We start from the raw sequence: 15,752 nt of genomic DNA on the forward strand, positions 1-15,752 counted from the left end.
CCGGCGATTTCGGGACGGAAATTCATGGCCAGAGACACCAAGCCGAGGCCGTGGGTCGCTCTCGCGACCTTCCTGATCATTCAGGCGGTGCTCGGCTGCTGGTGGGCGGCCCTCTACCCCGGCCTGTTCAGCCGCGACTCGGTCCTCTACCTCAGCCACACCATGGTGGGGCCGTGGGTGAGCGACCACTCGGTGCTCTACGACGCGATGGTGTGGCTGAGCTACGCGCACACCACTGACCTGGGCGCCGTCACCTTCGCGCAGACCACGGCCATGGCGGGGGCGCTGACCTACCTGGCGCAGTCGCTCAAGGCGCTCGGCGCGCCGCGCCTGCCGACCACCCTGGTGGCGATGCTGCTGCCGCTGGCGCCGCCGGTGGGCGCGTTCACGGTGGCGTTGTGGAAGGACGTGCCGTTCACGATCTGCGCGGTGGCGATCGCCGGCGTGTGCGCGCGGATCGCGGCCCGGCGGGCCGTCACGTGGCCCGCCCTGGCCGGGCTCGGCACGCTCATGATCGTGCTGGGGCTCTTCCGGGCGAACGGCTTCCTCGTCGTGGGCGTGGCCGTGGTGGCGCTGGTGGTGATCGTCAAGACCATGCGGGTACGCCTGCTGCTCACCGGCACGCTGGCCGCCGCCGTGCCGCTGCTGCTCACGAACCTGGTGTTCCCGCAGTTCGGCATCATGGCCCCGTCCAAGACGTACGTCTACCACACCGCCTACGGCGACATCGCGGTCGCCTACCGGGAGCGTCCCGGGCTGTTCACGCCGCAGGACATCAGCCTCCTGACGGAGGTGGCGCCGTTGAAGCGGTGGTGGGAAGGGGGCACCTGCTCGACGATCAACCCGCTGATCTGGCGGCGGGACTTCAACTGGTGGATGGCCGACCTGCGCGCGGCCGAGCTGCTGGAGCTGTGGCGGCGGCTGCTGGTCACCGAGCCGGAGATGGTCATCGAGACCCGGCTGTGCCGGGGGGCCATCGCCTGGCGGCCGGTGCGGGACGAGCAGGCGACCGGGGGGATGACGTACCGGCTCTCGCGCCGGCCGACGGCGGACTCGTACGTGGGGACGTACAAGATCGCGGACTTCACCGAGCGGTGGGTGTTCTCGCTGCGACCGCTGTCGCTGGAGCTGTACCTGGTGGCGGATCCGTGGCTGACGGGATCGCTGGCGCCCGAGTACGACTGGATCCTGTGGCGGGGGGCGCTGTGGTCGTACGTGTCGTACGCGGCCGTGGCGCTGGCGGCCATGGCGCGGCGGAACCGGTATGTCCTGGGCGTGGCGGCGGTGGTCGCCGGGCAGCAGCTCACCGTCCTGGCCAACATCTCGGCCCAGGACTTCCGCTACATGGCCGCGCCCATCATCATCGGGGCGCTGCTGGTGCCGCTGCTGCTCGGGAGCGTGGGACGGCTGGCCCTGGCGCTCGTCCGCAGGACCTGGCGGCGGCTACGGCCGAAGCCCGCCGCCTGATCAGCCGCCGCCGGGAGTGCGGGCCCGGCCGGGCAGCCGGACCACCGTGACGAAGAACTCGTCGATCTGCCGGATGACCTCCATGAACCGGTCGAGGTCGACGGGCTTGGTCACGTACGCGTTCGCGAACAGCGAGTAGCTGCGCAGGATGTCCTCCTCCGCCGAGGAGGTGGTGAGGACGACCACGGGGATCGAGCGCAGCTCGGGGTCGCCCTTGAGCTTCTCCAGCACCTGCCGGCCGTCGTATTTGGGCAGGTTGAGATCGAGCAGGACCAGGTCGGGCCGGGGCGCGCCCACGTGCGCGCCCCGCTGGTAGACGAAGTCGAGCGCCTCCAGGCCGTCTCTGACGACGTGGAGGTTGTTGCGGATCTTGTTGTCCTCGAACGCCTCGCGCGTGATGAGCTCGTCACCGGGGTCGTCTTCGACGAGTAGCACTTCGATGGGTTGCCCGGTCGTCATGAGCTGGGTCCTTCTGCGTCGGCGGCCGCTAGCTGCGTCCGGGACTGGTTGGAGTCGGCTGGCAGCGTGAAGCATATGCGGGCACCGCCGGAATGGGCGGTGTCCAGCCAGATCCCGCCCCCGTGATTCTCGACGATCTTCTTGCACATCGCCAAACCGATCCCCGTGCCGCTGTAGGTCTCGCGGCTGTGCAGGCGCTGGAAGATGACGAAGATCTTCTCGGCGAACTCGGCCTCGATGCCGATGCCGTTGTCCGACACCGAGAAGCGCCAGCCCTCCTCGCCGGCCGGCTCGCAGCCGATCGTGATGAGCGGCGGGCGATCGGGGTCGCGGAACTTGATGGCGTTGCTGATGAGGTTCTGCCAGAGCAGGCCGAGCATCGTGGGGTCGCCGACGACGCTGGGCAGCGGGCCGGAGCGTTCGATCTTGGCGTCGGACTCCTCGATGGCGGCCGACAGGTCGTCGATGACCTTGTCGAGGGTCAGGTCCAGCTCGACGGGCTCGCGGTCGTCGTACAGGCGGCCGACGCGCGAGAAGCTGAGCAGGTCGTTGATGAGGACCTGCATCCGGGTGGCGCCGTCGACGGCGAAGCGGATGTACTGGGCTCCGCGCTCGTCCAGCACCTGCCCGTAGCGCTTCTCCAGGAGCTGGCAGAAGGTGGCGACCTTGCGCAGCGGCTCCTGCAGGTCGTGCGAGGCCACGTACGCGAACTGCTCCAGCTCGGCGTTCGAGCGGCGCAGCTCCATCGCCTGGGAGTCCAGGTCGGCCGCCTGCTCGCGCAACTGCACCTGCTGCCGGTGCGAGTCGGCCAGGGCCTGGACGATGCGCAGCCGCATCAGCTCGACGTCGCCCGCGACCTGGCGGATGTCGGCCGGGCCGTGGGCCGGGATGGCGCGGTCGAAGTCACCGGCCGCGATGTGCCGGGAGGCGCCGCGAAGCTGGTCGAGCGGCCGGCCGATGGCGCGGCGCAGCAGGATGGCCATCGCCAGCGCGGCCAGCGGGAACACCACGATCATGGCGATGAAGGCCCAGTTGCGGATCCCCTCCGCCTGGCTCAGGTCCGCCTTGGCCCGGGCGCGCGCCTGCGCCAGGAGGCCGTTCTGCCGCTCCAGCAGCGCCCTGATCTCGTCGAACGCCCGCTTGCCGCTCGCGACCGTGGCGGCGGGGACCGTGCCGTCGTCGCGCTTGGCCGCGATCATCGGCTCGGCGTAGCCGGCGCGCCAGGCCGCCGCCTGGTCGTGGATGACGTTCAGCCCGGACAGCAGCTCAGGCCGCTCCGCGATGAGGGCCGTCACCTGTGTGTGGCTGCGCCGCTCGGCGTCCACGCCCTCCTCGTACGGCTGCAGGAACTCCTCGCTGCCGGTCAGCAGGTAGCCCCGGATCCCGGTCTCCTGGTCGACCAGGGCCTTCTGCAGCTTGGCCGCCTCGATGCTGGCCGGCGAGATGCGCGCGGTGAGCTGGTCGGACAGCGTGCTGGTGCGGTCGAGCATGACGGTGCCCACCACGGCGCAGACGGCGATCAGCACCGTGATGGCCGCGATCATCAGCACGAACCAGCCGTGCACCGTCATACGGCTCCAGCCGTTCGCCGGAGCAGGGGAGTTATCGCTCATGAGGGGTCTTTCCAGCGCAGGTGTACGACGGCCAGGTCGTCGGCGGGCGCCTCGGGCGCGGTGATCGACTCCACGTCGGCGATCACCGCGTCGAGGAAGTGCTCGCCGTCGAGGTGTGCGTGCCGGGCGGCCAGCTCCAGCAGGCCCTCCTCACCCAGCCAGCGCGGCGGCAGGCCGGGCAGGCGGCGCTCGAACAGGCCGTCGGTGTAGAGGGTGAGGCCGCCGCCCTGGGGCAGCTCCAGCACGTCCTGGTGCCAGTCGGCCTCGACCGGCAGGCCCAGCGCGAAACTGTGCCCGGGGTCGGCGAAGGAGACCTGGTCGCCGTCGTGCAGCAGCATGCCAGGGTGGCCGGCCCGCCACACGCGGACCGTGCGCTGGTCGGGCTCCAGGACGAGTGTGGACATCGTCACGAAGATCTCCGACCCGCCCCGCTCGGCCTCCAGGATGCGTTCGAGCTGGCGCAGCAGGGCCGCGCCCGTCACGCCGCTGAGCACCAGCGCTCGCCAGGCGATGCGCAGGCAGACGCCGAGGGCCGCCTCGTCGGGGCCGTGGCCGCACACGTCGCCGATCACCGCGTGCACGGTCTTGTCGTCGGACTCGACGACGTCGAAGAAGTCGCCGCCGAGCGTGGCCGAGCCCCGGCTGGCCCGGTAGCGGGAGGCCACTTCGAGCGGCATGCTCTGCAGCAGCGGCGTCGGGAGCAGGCCGCGCTCCAGGCGGGCGTTCTCCTTGGCGCGCATGCGCTCGGCGTGCAGCGCGACGGCGGCCTGCTCGGCCTGCTTGCGCTGCATGGCGTAGCGCAGCGTCCGGCCCAGCCAATCGGCCTCCACCCGGCCTTTGACCAGGTAGTCCTGGGCTCCCGCTGTCACCGCCGCGAGACCGGCGCCCTCGTCCGCCAGGCCGGTCAGCACCACGACGGCCGCGTCGCCGGCCTCCTCGATCACGGCGGACAGCGCGGAGAACTCGTACGCGTCGGGCAGGCCGAGGTCCAGCACCACGCACTGGGGGCGCAGCCGGACCAGCGCGCGGCGCGCCTCGTCCACCGAACGCGCCCACTCCAGGCGCACGGCGAGGCTGCTGTCCTCCAGCAGTTCCTGGACGATCAGCGCGTCCTGCGGGTCGTCTTCGACGAGCAGCACCAATGGCTGACCGTACTCACTCGCATGGGCCATGCAGGACCTTGCCACCCTTCTCGGACCGCGCACAGAGCACCCAAAGTCGTCTCGCCTCAGGTATCCCACGGCCAACCACGGTCTGGAGTCGGCCCAGGGATAGCCCCACTTCCCGCCGATCTCACCAGTATGCGCGGAGCGGCCGGCCAATACCGATCATGTCAGCCCTCAGGGTGGAACCCCCGCTTCCGGACGGCATGTTTTCCTTCAGTCGGCTGAACCCTTTCGCGTGCGGGTCCCGTACCTCCCCAAGACCGGACTTTCCTGCCCATCGGAAGGAGTAGTCGCATGCGGAATCGATCGGGGGGACGGCGATTCAGGCCCTTGACGGGGACTTTCCTCTTCGGGACGAGCATCGCGCTCGTGCTGGCGGGGTCCCCGGTATCAGCGGGTGCCGGCGTGGTGAAGCTGGAGGTCAGCGCGGAGGGACCCGCGGCTGAGACCATCACCTGCCCGAACGTGGCGGACCAGCTCCAAGAGGTCCCCGCCGCCGCCCAGGCCGAAGTCGACCGTAACCTCGCCCAGCTCGACAAACAACTCCAGGAGGCCAACGACCGCCTAGCCAATTCCGCCGGACAAGGCGGCGCCAACTTCGTCCAGAACGCCATCCTCGGCCCCCTCGCCGACAAGCGAGCCGCCGCCCTCGACCGCATCGCCATCGCCATCGGCCGCGTCGCGGAGCGCCCCACGGGCCTCGACTCCCTCGCCACCTGCACCCTCGACGGCGACAACACCGGCACTCCGGCACCTTCCGACTCGCCGGCGCCTTCAGATTCACCGGCTCCTTCCGAGTCGGCGGCGCCCTCGGACTCTCCGTCGCCTTCGGCGAGCGCGAGCGCCGGTGACGGTCAGACCATCACCTGCCCGAACGTGACGGACCAGCTCCAAGAGGTCCCCGCCGCCGCCCAGGCCGAAGTCGACCGCAATGTCGCCCAGCTCGACAAACAACTCCAGGAGGCCAACGACCGCCTAGCCGACTCCGCCGGACAAGGCGGCGCCAACTTCGTCCAGAACGCCATCCTCGGCCCCCTCGCCGACAAGCGAGCCGCCGCCCTCGACCGCATCGCCATCGCCATCGGCCGCGTCGCCGAGCGCCCCACCGGCCTCGACTCCCTCGCCACCTGCACCCTCGACAGTGCCGGCAATACGTCCACGACCGGCGTGACGACCGCCGACTTCGTCGACATCCAGGACGTCACGCCCGCGGATCAGCCCAAGGCCGGCGAGAACGGCTCGACGGGCACGTTCGTCTCCCAATGCGCTACGAAGGGTGAGAACAACAGCAACTCCGGCAACGTCATCACCGCCCCCGGCGTGACCGACGGAGCCCAGGCCCAGTACGAGTACGTGGGCAACATGTCCGCCAACGCCCTGTCCACCAACGACAGCCTCGCCGACGCCGACACCACCTGCCGCAATGAGGCCGACCAGTCAGCGTACTTCTGGCCGGTGCTCCGTGTCGCCGACGCTCCCGTACAGCCCGCGAAGGTGCGGCTGGAGTATCGCGGCAACGCCTCCACGGACGTCAAGGCGGCACCGCAGTTCCTCAGGATGCTCTCCGGCGACGCCAGGGCCGCGAGCAACGGCGGCGACAACGCGCGCCCGACGTTCAGTTGCACCGGCTTCACCGACCGCCTGACCGACAAGTATCCGATCTGCCCGTCCAACAGTGATGTGGTCCGTGTCTTCGACATGCCCAGCTGCTGGGACGGCCAGAACCTCGACAGTGCCGACCACCGTGCGCATCTCGCCTTCCCGGACGAGAGCGGTGCCTGCCCGAGCGGTACGGAGGCCGTTCCGCAACTACGGATCACGCTGACCTATGACAACGACGTGCCCGCCCCCGCGGCGAACGGCACCGACGTCCCCTTCGTGGTGGACGGCCTGGACAGCGAACAGAACAGCCCGAACACCGACCATGCCGGCGCCGTCGGCGTGATGTCGGAGGCACTCATGGACAAGGTCGTGAACTGCGTCAACAGCAACAAGAAATGCTGAAGCCGCGAACGTGAAAGGGCACCACGCCTCCAAGAGGTGTGGTGCCCTTCGTTTCCGCCTAGGAGATCACTCCCACTCGATGGTGCCCGGAGGCTTGCTGGTCACGTCGAGGACCACCCGGTTGACCTCGCGAACCTCGTTGGTGATCCGGGTCGAGATGCGCGACAGCACGTCGTAGGGCACCCGCGCCCAGTCGGCCGTCATGGCGTCCTCCGACGTCACCGGCCGCAGCACCACCGGGTGGCCGTAGGTGCGGCCGTCGCCCTGGACGCCGACCGAGCGTACGTCGGCCAGCAGCACCACCGGGCACTGCCAGATCTGCCGGTCGAGCCCGGCCCTGGACAGCTCTTCGCGGGCGATCGCGTCGGCCTCGCGGAGCAGGGCCAGGCGGTCGCGGGTGACCTCGCCGACGATGCGGATGCCGAGGCCGGGGCCGGGGAACGGCTGGCGCCAGACCATGGCCGCGGGCAGGCCGAGCTCCTCGCCCGCCCGCCTGACCTCGTCCTTGAACAGCGCCCGCAGCGGCTCGACCAGCTTGAACTGCAGGTCTTCCGGCAGGCCGCCGACGTTGTGGTGGGACTTGATGTTGGCGGTGCCGGTGCCGCCGCCCGACTCGACCACGTCGGGGTAGAGCGTGCCCTGGACCAGGAACTCCACCGGGCCGTCGGCCATGATGGCGCGCTGCTCGTCCTCGAAGACGCGGATGAACTCGCGGCCGATGATCTTGCGCTTCTCCTCGGGGTCGGTGACGCCCTCAAGAGCCTTCAGGAAGCGGTCGGCGGCGTCGACCACGCGCAGCTTGACGCCCGTGACGGCCACGAAGTCGCGCTCGACCTGCTCGGCCTCGCCCTTGCGCAACAGGCCGTGGTCGACGAAGACGCAGGTCAGCCGCTCGCCGATGGCGCGCTGGACGATCGCGGCGGCCACCGCCGAGTCGACGCCGCCCGACAGCGCGCAGATCGCGCGGCCCTCGCCGACCTGGCGGCGCACGGCCTCGACGGAGTCTTCGACGATGTTGAGCATGGTCCACGAAGGACGGCAGCCGGCCGCGTCGAGGAAGTGCTTGAGGACCGCCTGGCCGTGCTCGGAGTGCAGCACCTCGGGGTGGAACTGCACGCCGTAGAGGCCGCGGTCGGGGTGCTCGAAGGCGGCGACCGGCGTCTCATCGGTCGAGGCGGTCACCGTGAAGCCCTCGGGGGCCGCGGCCACGCTGTCGCCGTGGGACATCCAGACCTTCTGGCTGGCGGGCAGGCCGGCGAAGATGACGCCCTCGTTGAGCACTTCGAGCGCGGTGCCGCCGTATTCGGCGGTGCCCGTGCGGGCCACGTCGCCGCCCAGCGCCTGGGCCATGGCCTGGAAGCCGTAACAGATGCCGAACGTCGGCACGCCCGTAGCGAACAGCCCGTGCGGCACCGGCGGGGCGCCCTCGGCATAGACCGAGGAGGGGCCGCCGGACAGGATGATCGCCTTGGGGTTCTTGGCCATCATCTCCTCGACCGTCATGGTCGAGGGCACGATCTCGGAGTAGACGTGGCACTCACGCACACGCCTGGCGATGAGCTGCGCGTACTGTGCGCCGAAGTCGACCACCAGGACCGTGTCGAATTCAGACACTCGAGACCCTCCCCAAAGGCGAAATGCGGTGACCACAGTGTATCGGCCTTGCGTATTACGCCTGGCCTGGGACGGGCACACGTGCTAACACAGAACAATGGATCTTGTCTGGCCGGTCATGGCGTGGGTGGCGTGGGCCGCCACGCTGGCCGCCGCCTTCAAGTTGTCCGCTCGCCGCGACGCCGGGGAGAGGGGCGCCGATGATCCGGTGCCCGCTCCCGTGGCCGAGCTCTTACGTGGGATGCGAGCTCAGGACGTGTTCCACTCGGCGCTGTTCGAGCTGGCCGGGCGCGGCTGGGTGACGATCGAGGGCGACCGCCTGTCGCTGGGCGAGGCCCTGGAAGAGCCGCCGCGGCCGTACGAGAAGTGGGTGCTGGAACGGGTACGCGCGCGCCTGGCGGGAGCACCGCAGGCGCCGGAGATCGCTCTCATGCCCGAAGGCGTCGATCTGGACGGCGGGTTCGTCCCCCTCGTCCGGCAGTGCGCCATCGACCTCGGCCTGGCGCGGCGGCGCTGGCCGAGCCTCGCCGTGCCGCTGCTGCTGGCGGCGGCGCTCGTCGTGCCCTGGTACACCACCGTGACGGTGGCCGGCATCGGGTGGGCCGGGGGAATCGCGACGATGGTCTCGTTCGTCGCGGGGATCTCGCTGCTCATGGGCGGGCGGGGATTCCTGCTCACGCCGCGCGGCAAGGAGATCGCCGGGACCGGCCCGGTGAACCCGCGGCAGGAGTGGATCTTCACCGGCAGCGGCTGGCAGACCGGGGAGATCGAGCCCGCCTCGCCGCGCGGCCCGGGGCGGCAGGAGGTGACCGGGCACGTCGTCAAGCGGTGGGTGGACGCCGAGCCCCGTCACTACTACATCGCCCTGCACGACGGCAGCTCGCGTACGGCGACGGCGTTCGTGGTCGAGCAGTGCCTCTATCAGGACGTGCTACCGGGCGACTCGGTCCGGCTGCTGGTCAGGCCGCCCGACGGGACGGTGGTGCGGATGCTGGCCCACGACCGTCACCATTAGCCGGGTAGGTGGCCGGTGAGCAGGGTCTCGGTCTGGAGGCGCAGCCGGGCGGCGTATTTCGGGTCGGTCAGCAGCAGGAACCGCTCCTCGTGGATGGCCGTCACGACCAGGTCGGCCACCTCAGACGGCTCGATGCCCTCCGTGACCGCCCTGCCGACCTGCTCCCGCGATTCCCGCTCATCCGGCGTGGGCATGTCGACCGGGCCGGACGGGCGTACGCGGTCGGAGTCGCCGATGCGCGTCCTGACCGCGCCGGGGCAGAGCGCGGTCACGCGGAGCTTGGCACCGGCGGCGGCCAGGTCTTGGGCGAGAGCTTGGGAGGCGGCCAGGGCGGCGTACTTGGTGACCGCGTACCCGCCCGATCCCCGTGACGCGAACAGCCCCGCCACGGAGATCGTGTTGACGATGTGGCCCTCGGTGTCCTGCTCGATCATGCGCGGCACGAACTCGTGGATGCCGTGCAGCACGCCCCACAGGTTCACGCCGAGCAGCCAGGCGAAGTCCTCCTCGGCCCGGGTCCACATGTGGCCGCCCTGGAAGACGCCGGCGTTGTTGCAGAGGACGTGGACGGCGCCGAGCTCCCCGAAACAGCGGTTGGCCAGGTGGCGGACGGCGGCGGCGTCGGAGACGTCGGTGATCTGCGTCAGCACCTTGGCCTCCCCCGCCAGGGCGGCCGTCTCCGCGAGTCCGCCGTAGTCCACGTCGGCGAGCATCAGCGTCATGCCTTCGGCGGCGAACCGGAGGGCCAGCGCCCGCCCGATGCCGCTCGCCGCACCCGTCACCACGGCGACCTTGCCGGACAGCTCGCGCACGGATCGACCTCCCTGGCCAATGCCTTCCCTGCCGGTCCTTTCCGACCGGGGCCGACGCTACAGGATGGCGTCGATCAGTCCCAGAGGCGGCGAGCCGAGGTCGAGCAGGGACTTGTGGAAGCGCTGCGGGGTGTAGCCCGCGCCCCACTCCTTGCGCGCCCGTTCCCGCAGGTCGAGGATGAGCAGCTTGCCCCAGGTGTAGCGCCCGTACGTCGGGTCGAACGACGCCCGCCGGGCCTCCGACAGCGCCGCGGGGCCCGCCAGGTGCGTGTCCGCGGCGAAGCGCCTGGCGCCCTCCTCGACCGTCATCTGGCCGGTGTGCACGCCGATCGCGCAGGCCAGCCGGGTGACGCGGATGAGCGCCTCCACCCAGACACCGATCTCGAAGCGCGGGTCGTCGGGCTCGAAGCCCTCCTCGACGCACAGTTCCTCGGCGTAGTGCGCCCATCCCTCGATGAACGCCATCGACTGCAGCAGCCTGCGCACCTCCGACGGCGCCCGCCGCAGGGCCCTGGCGTGCGAGAAGTGGCCGGGAGCCACCTCGTGGACGTTGATCGCCGGCAGCGTCGTCCTGCTGAAGATCTCCAGCCACTCCTCCTGGTCCTGTTCCGGCCAGGAGGTGTCGGGCGGCGTGATGTGGTACCACGACGGGCCCTCGGCCTCGCCGGGCGCGTTCCACGCCATCATGGCCATCGCCCAGCGGCGTGACTCGGGCGCCAGCCCGACCAGGCACTCTCCGTCGTGGTAGGGGACGAGGTCCTTCTCGCGGGTGAACGCGATGGCCTTCTCGGTGCCGATCCTGGCCGCCTCGATCACGCCGTCGGGGGTGGGGTGGTCCTTGACCAGCTCGCGTACGACGTCGAGCGGCGCCCTGTCCTTCTCCCCCAGCTTGGCGCAGGACTCGGCGAGCAGCGCCATCAGCCGGTCGCGCTCGGCGTCGGCTCGCTCCGCCAGCCGGCCGAGGTCGACGGGCAGCCCTTCCGCGGTGCCCATCAGCCTGGCCAGCGCCTCGCCCCCGAGGGCCGCGTCGGGGTCGCCGTCGGTGGCGGCGGTCTCGACGTGGGCGACGAGCCGGGCGTGGGCCTGGAGCGCGGCCTCGTCCGTGATCCCGGCGGACAGTCCGCGCAACGCCCCGATCAGGGACGTCGCGACCGGGGCCGGCACCTGGTCGAGCGCGGCGATCGCGTGCTCGACTGCCTCGGGCCAGAGCGCGAGATGGTCCGCCTTGGCCGCGGCGCGCTCCGCCTCCGGGGCGTAGTCGCGGTCGTAGCAGGCGAGGTCGAGGTTGGACAGGTGGACCAGGGGGTTCTTGCGGTGCAGTTCGAGGTCGCCGAACTGGTAACGCAGACTCTCCTCGAACACCTGGAGATGCCTGGCGTCGTGGGGATCGGCGGGTGCGGCTCCCTCGCCGAGCCGCGCCAGCCCGGCCCGTACGCCCTCCGGCGACAGGTCCTGGATTCGGCCGTCGTACTCGTGCCTGCCGCCGCCCTCGCGAGCCTCGGGCGCGATCAGGTCGGCGATCGCGCGCAGCCTGGCGTCAAGTTCTGTCATGTCGCCGACGCTAGCGCACGGTACTCATGCCGGAAATGGTGCGAAGATGCTGCCATGCCCCTCAAGATCACGACGCTCGCCGAGCGTCCCGAGTTCGCGTCGTCGTTATGGGACATGGACCATACGTGGCAGGAGTTCGTGCTGAACGATCCCCTCGCCGACCTGTTCTATCCGCTCGCCACGACGATGTACGCCGACTGGGTGCTCGTGGCCGACGACTCCAGCGAGCCGGGGCGGTTGGTGGCGCGAGGGTGCATGGTGCCGTACCGGTCGGATGGGGGCGAACTGCCCGACGACGGGTGGGACGGCGTGCTCCGGTCCGCCTGGCTGGCCCGCGCGCGGGGCCTGCGCGCCAACGCCGTCTCCGCGCTGGAGGTCACCGTACGGCGCGACCTGCAGGGCAAAGGGCTGTCCTCGGTGATGCTGGCCGCCATGCGCGACCTGGCCGCCCGCCTCGGTTACGCCGAACTCGTCGCACCGGTACGCCCCAGCCGCAAACACCTCGAACCGCACACCCCCATGACCGAGTACGCCCACCGGACCCGCTCCGACGGCCTGCCCCACGACGCCTGGCTGCGGGTGCACGTGCGCGCCGGCGGGAAGATCGTCAAGGTGGCGCCGCGCTCCATGGTGGTGGCGGGCACGCTGGCGGAGTGGCGTACGTGGACCGGCCTGCCCTTCGACCGCTCCGGCGCCGTCGAGGTGCCGGGGGCGCTCAGCCCGGTGCACTGCGACGCCGAACAGGACCACGCCGTCTATGTGGAGCCCAACGTCTGGGTCACCCACCCACTGGTCTGAGCAGGCTCAACCTGGCGGTGTACGGGGCGAGGTCGAGTGCCCGCTCGGCGGCCCAGCCGTCGTCGTGGTAGGTCGTCAGGTGCCGGTCGGCCGCGTCGCCGATCAGGGACACCACCGTGCCGGTCTCCCCTCGCTCCCGCATGCGCTCGATCAGCTCCAGGGCCGCCCACAGCGCGGTGCCCGACGAGCCGCCGACCGGCGCTCCGGTGATCTCCCTGATGTGCCTGGCCGCCGCCGTACTCGCCGCGTCGGGAACGGGGATCACCCGATCGACGAGATCGGGACGGAACCCGGGCTCCATGCGGGGCCGCCCGATGCCCTCGATCCGCGAGGGCATCCCGGTGGCGTAGTCGGGCGCGTCGAGGGTCCATCCCGGGAAATACGCCGAATTCTCCGGATCCGCCACCGCGACCCGGCACCTCTCCCCCCGCTCCCGGACCCACCGGCCCAGCGTGGCCGAGGTCGCCCCCGTCCCCGCGCCCGTCACCACCCAGTCGGGCTTGATCTGCCCGAACAACTCCTCCGCCAGATCGTGCTCGGCCGCCCGGCCGAACTGGTCGAGAAAGTGCCCCTCGATCCGGCGGGCCGCGTCATAGATGGCCGGAGGCGGCGTCACGAACCTGCACTCACCGCCCAGTTCCCCCACGGGCCTGGCCCGCTGCTCGCCCCTTTTGCCGGGCATGACCACGATGTACGGCAACCCGAGCCGCCTGGCGTGCCACGCCTGCGCCACGGCCGCGTTGCCGCCCGTCGCCTCGACCACGGTCGTGCCCTCACCGATCAGCCCGTCTCGCACGGCCTGACGGAACAACGCCCTGGCATGCCGGTGCCGCAGACTCCCGGTGGGCTGGGCCGACTCGTCCTTCAACACCAGCCTGACGCCGGGCACCCGCACGGGGACGTCGATCAGCGGAGTGACCTCCCCCGCCGTCAGCACCTTGAGGGCCCGCTCATTCCAGCTCACCCAGCCACCTTCCCATCCACGCACCCACCCCACCGGCCCCGTTCGCCACAAGCCGACAGCCCCGACGGCGGCGCGCCATCACGGGTGGCGGTTCGTCAGGAGGCCGTTGAGGAGCCGCCACGTGGACCGGTGGCACAGCGCGCGGAAGTCGGCCTCGTCCATCCCGATCCGCCCGCTCAAATACTGCTGCACCAGCCCCTGCGCACAAGACGTCACCACCATGGTCGTCTCCAGCGGATCGTCCTCCCGCATGAACCCCGTCCGCATCCCCTCCTCCACCAGCGCCGCCACCACGCTGAACGGCGGCCCCTGCCCATCGCGGAAGTCCTCGGGGAAACGCCGAGCCCCCGCCCAGGCGTCGGAGGTCAGAAATCGGTACAGATGCGGACTCCCCAGTGCGAAGTCCAGAAAGTCGTCGAGCGCCACCGACATCCGGTCAGCCAGCTCCCCGGAAGACGACCGCAGGGTCCACGCCTCCGCCAGCTCACGCGCGGACCGGTCCGCGACGGCCCGCAGCAGCGCGTCCCTGTTCGGGTAGTGCCGGTAGATGGCCATGGCGGTGATGCCCACGGCGTCTCCCACGCGCCGCATGCTGACCGCGCCCGCCCCCTCCGCGACGAGGATGGCCCGCGCGACCTCCACGATGCGCCCGGCCGTACCCCGCTCACTCATGTATACAGCGTAGACCTCACTTCAGCCTGAGCCTCCGCATCGCCTTCAGCGTGGTGGCCAGCGCCCCCGCCCACTTCTCGTACGGCACCCCGCGCGGCGGCTCGAACCCCAGCCACCCCGCCTGCGAGGCCACGGTCTTGACCTCCGTGTAGCGCAGCAGCCCCTCGGCCCCGTGTCTGCGCCCCAGCCCCGACGCCTTCATCCCGCCCATGGGCGCGTCATAGGAGGCGTACGCGGAGGCGTACCCCTCGTTGATGTTGACCGTGCCGGCCTTGACCCGGGCGGCCAGCCGCCGGGCGCGCGGGAGGCTGGCGGTCCAGATGGAGGCGTTGAGGCCGTAGATGGTGTCGTTGGCCAGCTCGGCCACCTCCTCGTCGGAGGAGAACGGGTAGAGCGCGACCACCGGGCCGAATGTCTCGTTGCGGCACAGATCCATGTCCTCGCCGACGCCGGTGAGCACGGTCGGCTCGTAGAACAGCGGGCCGAGGTCGGGCCTGGCCCTGCCGCCGGTCAGCAGCGTCGCGCCCTTGGCCACCGCGTCGGCCACGTGCGCGCTGACCGCGTCGAGCTGGCGCCGCGAGGTGAGCGAGCCCATCTCCACCGACCAGTCGCGGCCGGGCCCCAGCTTGAGCGCCTTGACCTGCTTCACGAAGCGTTCGGTGAAGGCGTCGAACACGGACGCGTGCACGTACAGGCGCTCGATGGACAGGCAGAGCTGACCGGCGTTGGTGAAACAGCCACGCAGCGCGCCCTGAACGGCCACATCGAGGTCGGCGTCGTCGAGCACCACCATCGGGTTCTTACCGCCGAGTTCGAGCGAGCAGCCGATGAGCCGCTTGGCCGCCTCCTCCGCGATCTTCCTGCCGCCGCGCGTCGAGCCCGTGAACGCCACGTAGTCGGCGTGGTCCAGCAGCGCGTCGCCGATGTCGGCCGGCTCGCCCAGCACGACCTGCCAGATCTCGCGCGGCATGCCCAGCTCGGCGAGCAGGTCGATGGTCCACAGCGTGGACAGGGCGGTCTGCGTGTCCGGCTTGTGCACGAGGGCGTTTCCGGCCAGCAGCGCGGGCACCGCGTCGGTGACGCCGAGCGAGAGCGGATAGTTCCACGGGGAGATCAGCGCGACCACGCCCTTGGGCTGGCGCAGCTCCATGACGCGGGTGGCGACGGGGAAGATGCCCTTGCGGGCGCGCGGGGCGAGCAGGCGCGCGGCGCGCCGGGCGTAGTAGAGACCGCAGCCCGCGACGTCGAGCACCTCTTCGAAGGCGTGCTTGCGCGCCTTGCCGGTCTCGTTCTGGACGATGTCGAGGATCTCGTCCCTGCGGTCGAGGATCGCGTCGTGCAGGAGCAGGAACGGTCTCGCGCGCGCGGCGGCCGGTCTGCCGGCCCAGTCGATGTGGGCGGCCCTGGCCTTCTCGTACGCCTTCCGTACGTCGTCTGGCCCCGATATGGGCAGCTCAGCGAGGGTTTCGCCGGTAAAGGGGGCGATGATGTTCCGTGTCCTGCCACTGGACGTCACCTGCATGACAGAAGGATATTCCGCCCCGCTACCCGCCGGTAGTTTTTGCGGAAGAGGCGCATGGGGCCAGAATCCCCTCATGGCATCCTTCGCTCCGCTAC

The 15,752-nt window shown here is 70.7% G+C and carries 13 protein-coding genes; 4 read left to right on the forward strand and 9 right to left on the reverse strand.

Annotated features, from left to right (window positions below):
• Nucleotides 1-24: 24 nt before the first annotated feature.
• Complete coding sequence (locus C4V41_RS37865) at nucleotides 25-1,467, forward strand: hypothetical protein (protein WP_103960808.1); 1,443 nt, start codon at nucleotides 25-27, stop codon at nucleotides 1,465-1,467.
• Here C4V41_RS37865 and C4V41_RS37870 read toward each other — a convergent pair whose 3' ends face one another.
• From C4V41_RS37870 to C4V41_RS37880, 3 genes are read right to left on the reverse strand one after another with little or no spacing between them, the layout of a single operon-like run.
• Nucleotides 1,468-1,926: a response regulator gene (locus tag C4V41_RS37870; protein ID WP_103960809.1), complete on the reverse strand. Its 459-nt coding sequence runs from the start codon at nucleotides 1,924-1,926 to the stop codon at nucleotides 1,468-1,470.
• Nucleotides 1,923-3,539, reverse strand: a complete 1,617-nt coding sequence (locus C4V41_RS37875; RefSeq protein ID WP_103960810.1) for a sensor histidine kinase — start codon at nucleotides 3,537-3,539, stop codon at nucleotides 1,923-1,925. Before C4V41_RS37875 ends, C4V41_RS37870 begins: the two co-directional genes overlap by 4 nt.
• Complete coding sequence (locus C4V41_RS37880; protein ID WP_103960811.1) at nucleotides 3,536-4,711, reverse strand: PP2C family protein-serine/threonine phosphatase; 1,176 nt, start codon at nucleotides 4,709-4,711, stop codon at nucleotides 3,536-3,538. The genes C4V41_RS37875 and C4V41_RS37880 overlap by 4 nt, the downstream gene beginning before the upstream one ends.
• A 399-nt stretch (nucleotides 4,712-5,110) precedes the next feature.
• Here C4V41_RS37880 and C4V41_RS37885 point away from each other — a divergent pair, with 399 nt between their 5' ends.
• Nucleotides 5,111-6,709, forward strand: coding sequence for a DUF1996 domain-containing protein (locus C4V41_RS37885; protein ID WP_146103939.1), 1,599 nt, complete (start codon nucleotides 5,111-5,113; stop codon nucleotides 6,707-6,709).
• A 66-nt stretch (nucleotides 6,710-6,775) separates the two neighbouring features.
• Here C4V41_RS37885 and guaA read toward each other — a convergent pair whose 3' ends face one another.
• Nucleotides 6,776-8,359: a glutamine-hydrolyzing GMP synthase gene (guaA, locus tag C4V41_RS37890; RefSeq protein ID WP_407670124.1), complete on the reverse strand. Its 1,584-nt coding sequence runs from the start codon at nucleotides 8,357-8,359 to the stop codon at nucleotides 6,776-6,778.
• A gap of 61 nt (nucleotides 8,360-8,420) precedes the next feature.
• Here guaA and C4V41_RS37895 point away from each other — a divergent pair, with 61 nt between their 5' ends.
• The gene (locus C4V41_RS37895; RefSeq protein ID WP_146103940.1) at nucleotides 8,421-9,338 is read left to right on the forward strand and encodes a hypothetical protein; all 918 of its coding nucleotides are present in this window, start codon (nucleotides 8,421-8,423) and stop codon (nucleotides 9,336-9,338) included.
• Here C4V41_RS37895 and C4V41_RS37900 read toward each other — a convergent pair.
• Together C4V41_RS37900 and C4V41_RS37905 are read right to left on the reverse strand one after the other, a co-directional pair.
• Nucleotides 9,335-10,150: an SDR family NAD(P)-dependent oxidoreductase gene (locus tag C4V41_RS37900; protein WP_160150523.1), complete on the reverse strand. Its 816-nt coding sequence runs from the start codon at nucleotides 10,148-10,150 to the stop codon at nucleotides 9,335-9,337. The two genes, C4V41_RS37895 and C4V41_RS37900, sit on opposite strands and share 4 nt — an antisense overlap.
• 57 nt (nucleotides 10,151-10,207) lie before the next feature.
• Complete coding sequence (locus C4V41_RS37905) at nucleotides 10,208-11,701, reverse strand: DUF885 family protein (RefSeq protein ID WP_103960816.1); 1,494 nt, start codon at nucleotides 11,699-11,701, stop codon at nucleotides 10,208-10,210.
• A gap of 54 nt (nucleotides 11,702-11,755) precedes the next feature.
• Here C4V41_RS37905 and C4V41_RS37910 point away from each other — a divergent pair, with 54 nt between their 5' ends.
• Nucleotides 11,756-12,499, forward strand: a complete 744-nt coding sequence (locus C4V41_RS37910; RefSeq protein WP_103960817.1) for a GNAT family N-acetyltransferase — start codon at nucleotides 11,756-11,758, stop codon at nucleotides 12,497-12,499.
• On the opposite strand, the gene C4V41_RS37915 is transcribed toward C4V41_RS37910, so the two are convergent.
• From C4V41_RS37915 to C4V41_RS37925, 3 genes are all read right to left on the reverse strand, one after another.
• A complete protein-coding gene (locus tag C4V41_RS37915; protein WP_103960818.1) occupies nucleotides 12,480-13,463 on the reverse strand; it encodes a PLP-dependent cysteine synthase family protein in 984 nt (327 codons plus the stop codon). The genes C4V41_RS37910 and C4V41_RS37915 overlap by 20 nt on opposite strands.
• Before the next feature lie 78 nt (nucleotides 13,464-13,541).
• Complete coding sequence (locus C4V41_RS37920) at nucleotides 13,542-14,135, reverse strand: TetR/AcrR family transcriptional regulator (RefSeq protein ID WP_103960819.1); 594 nt, start codon at nucleotides 14,133-14,135, stop codon at nucleotides 13,542-13,544.
• 16 nt (nucleotides 14,136-14,151) lie between these two features.
• Nucleotides 14,152-15,657 (reverse strand): succinic semialdehyde dehydrogenase, encoded by a 1,506-nt coding sequence (locus tag C4V41_RS37925; protein ID WP_103960820.1) that lies wholly within the window; start codon nucleotides 15,655-15,657, stop codon nucleotides 14,152-14,154.
• Nucleotides 15,658-15,752 lie beyond the last annotated feature (95 nt).

This window comes from Nonomuraea solani, assembly GCF_900108335.1.
Lineage (GTDB): Bacteria > Actinomycetota > Actinomycetes > Streptosporangiales > Streptosporangiaceae > Nonomuraea > Nonomuraea solani.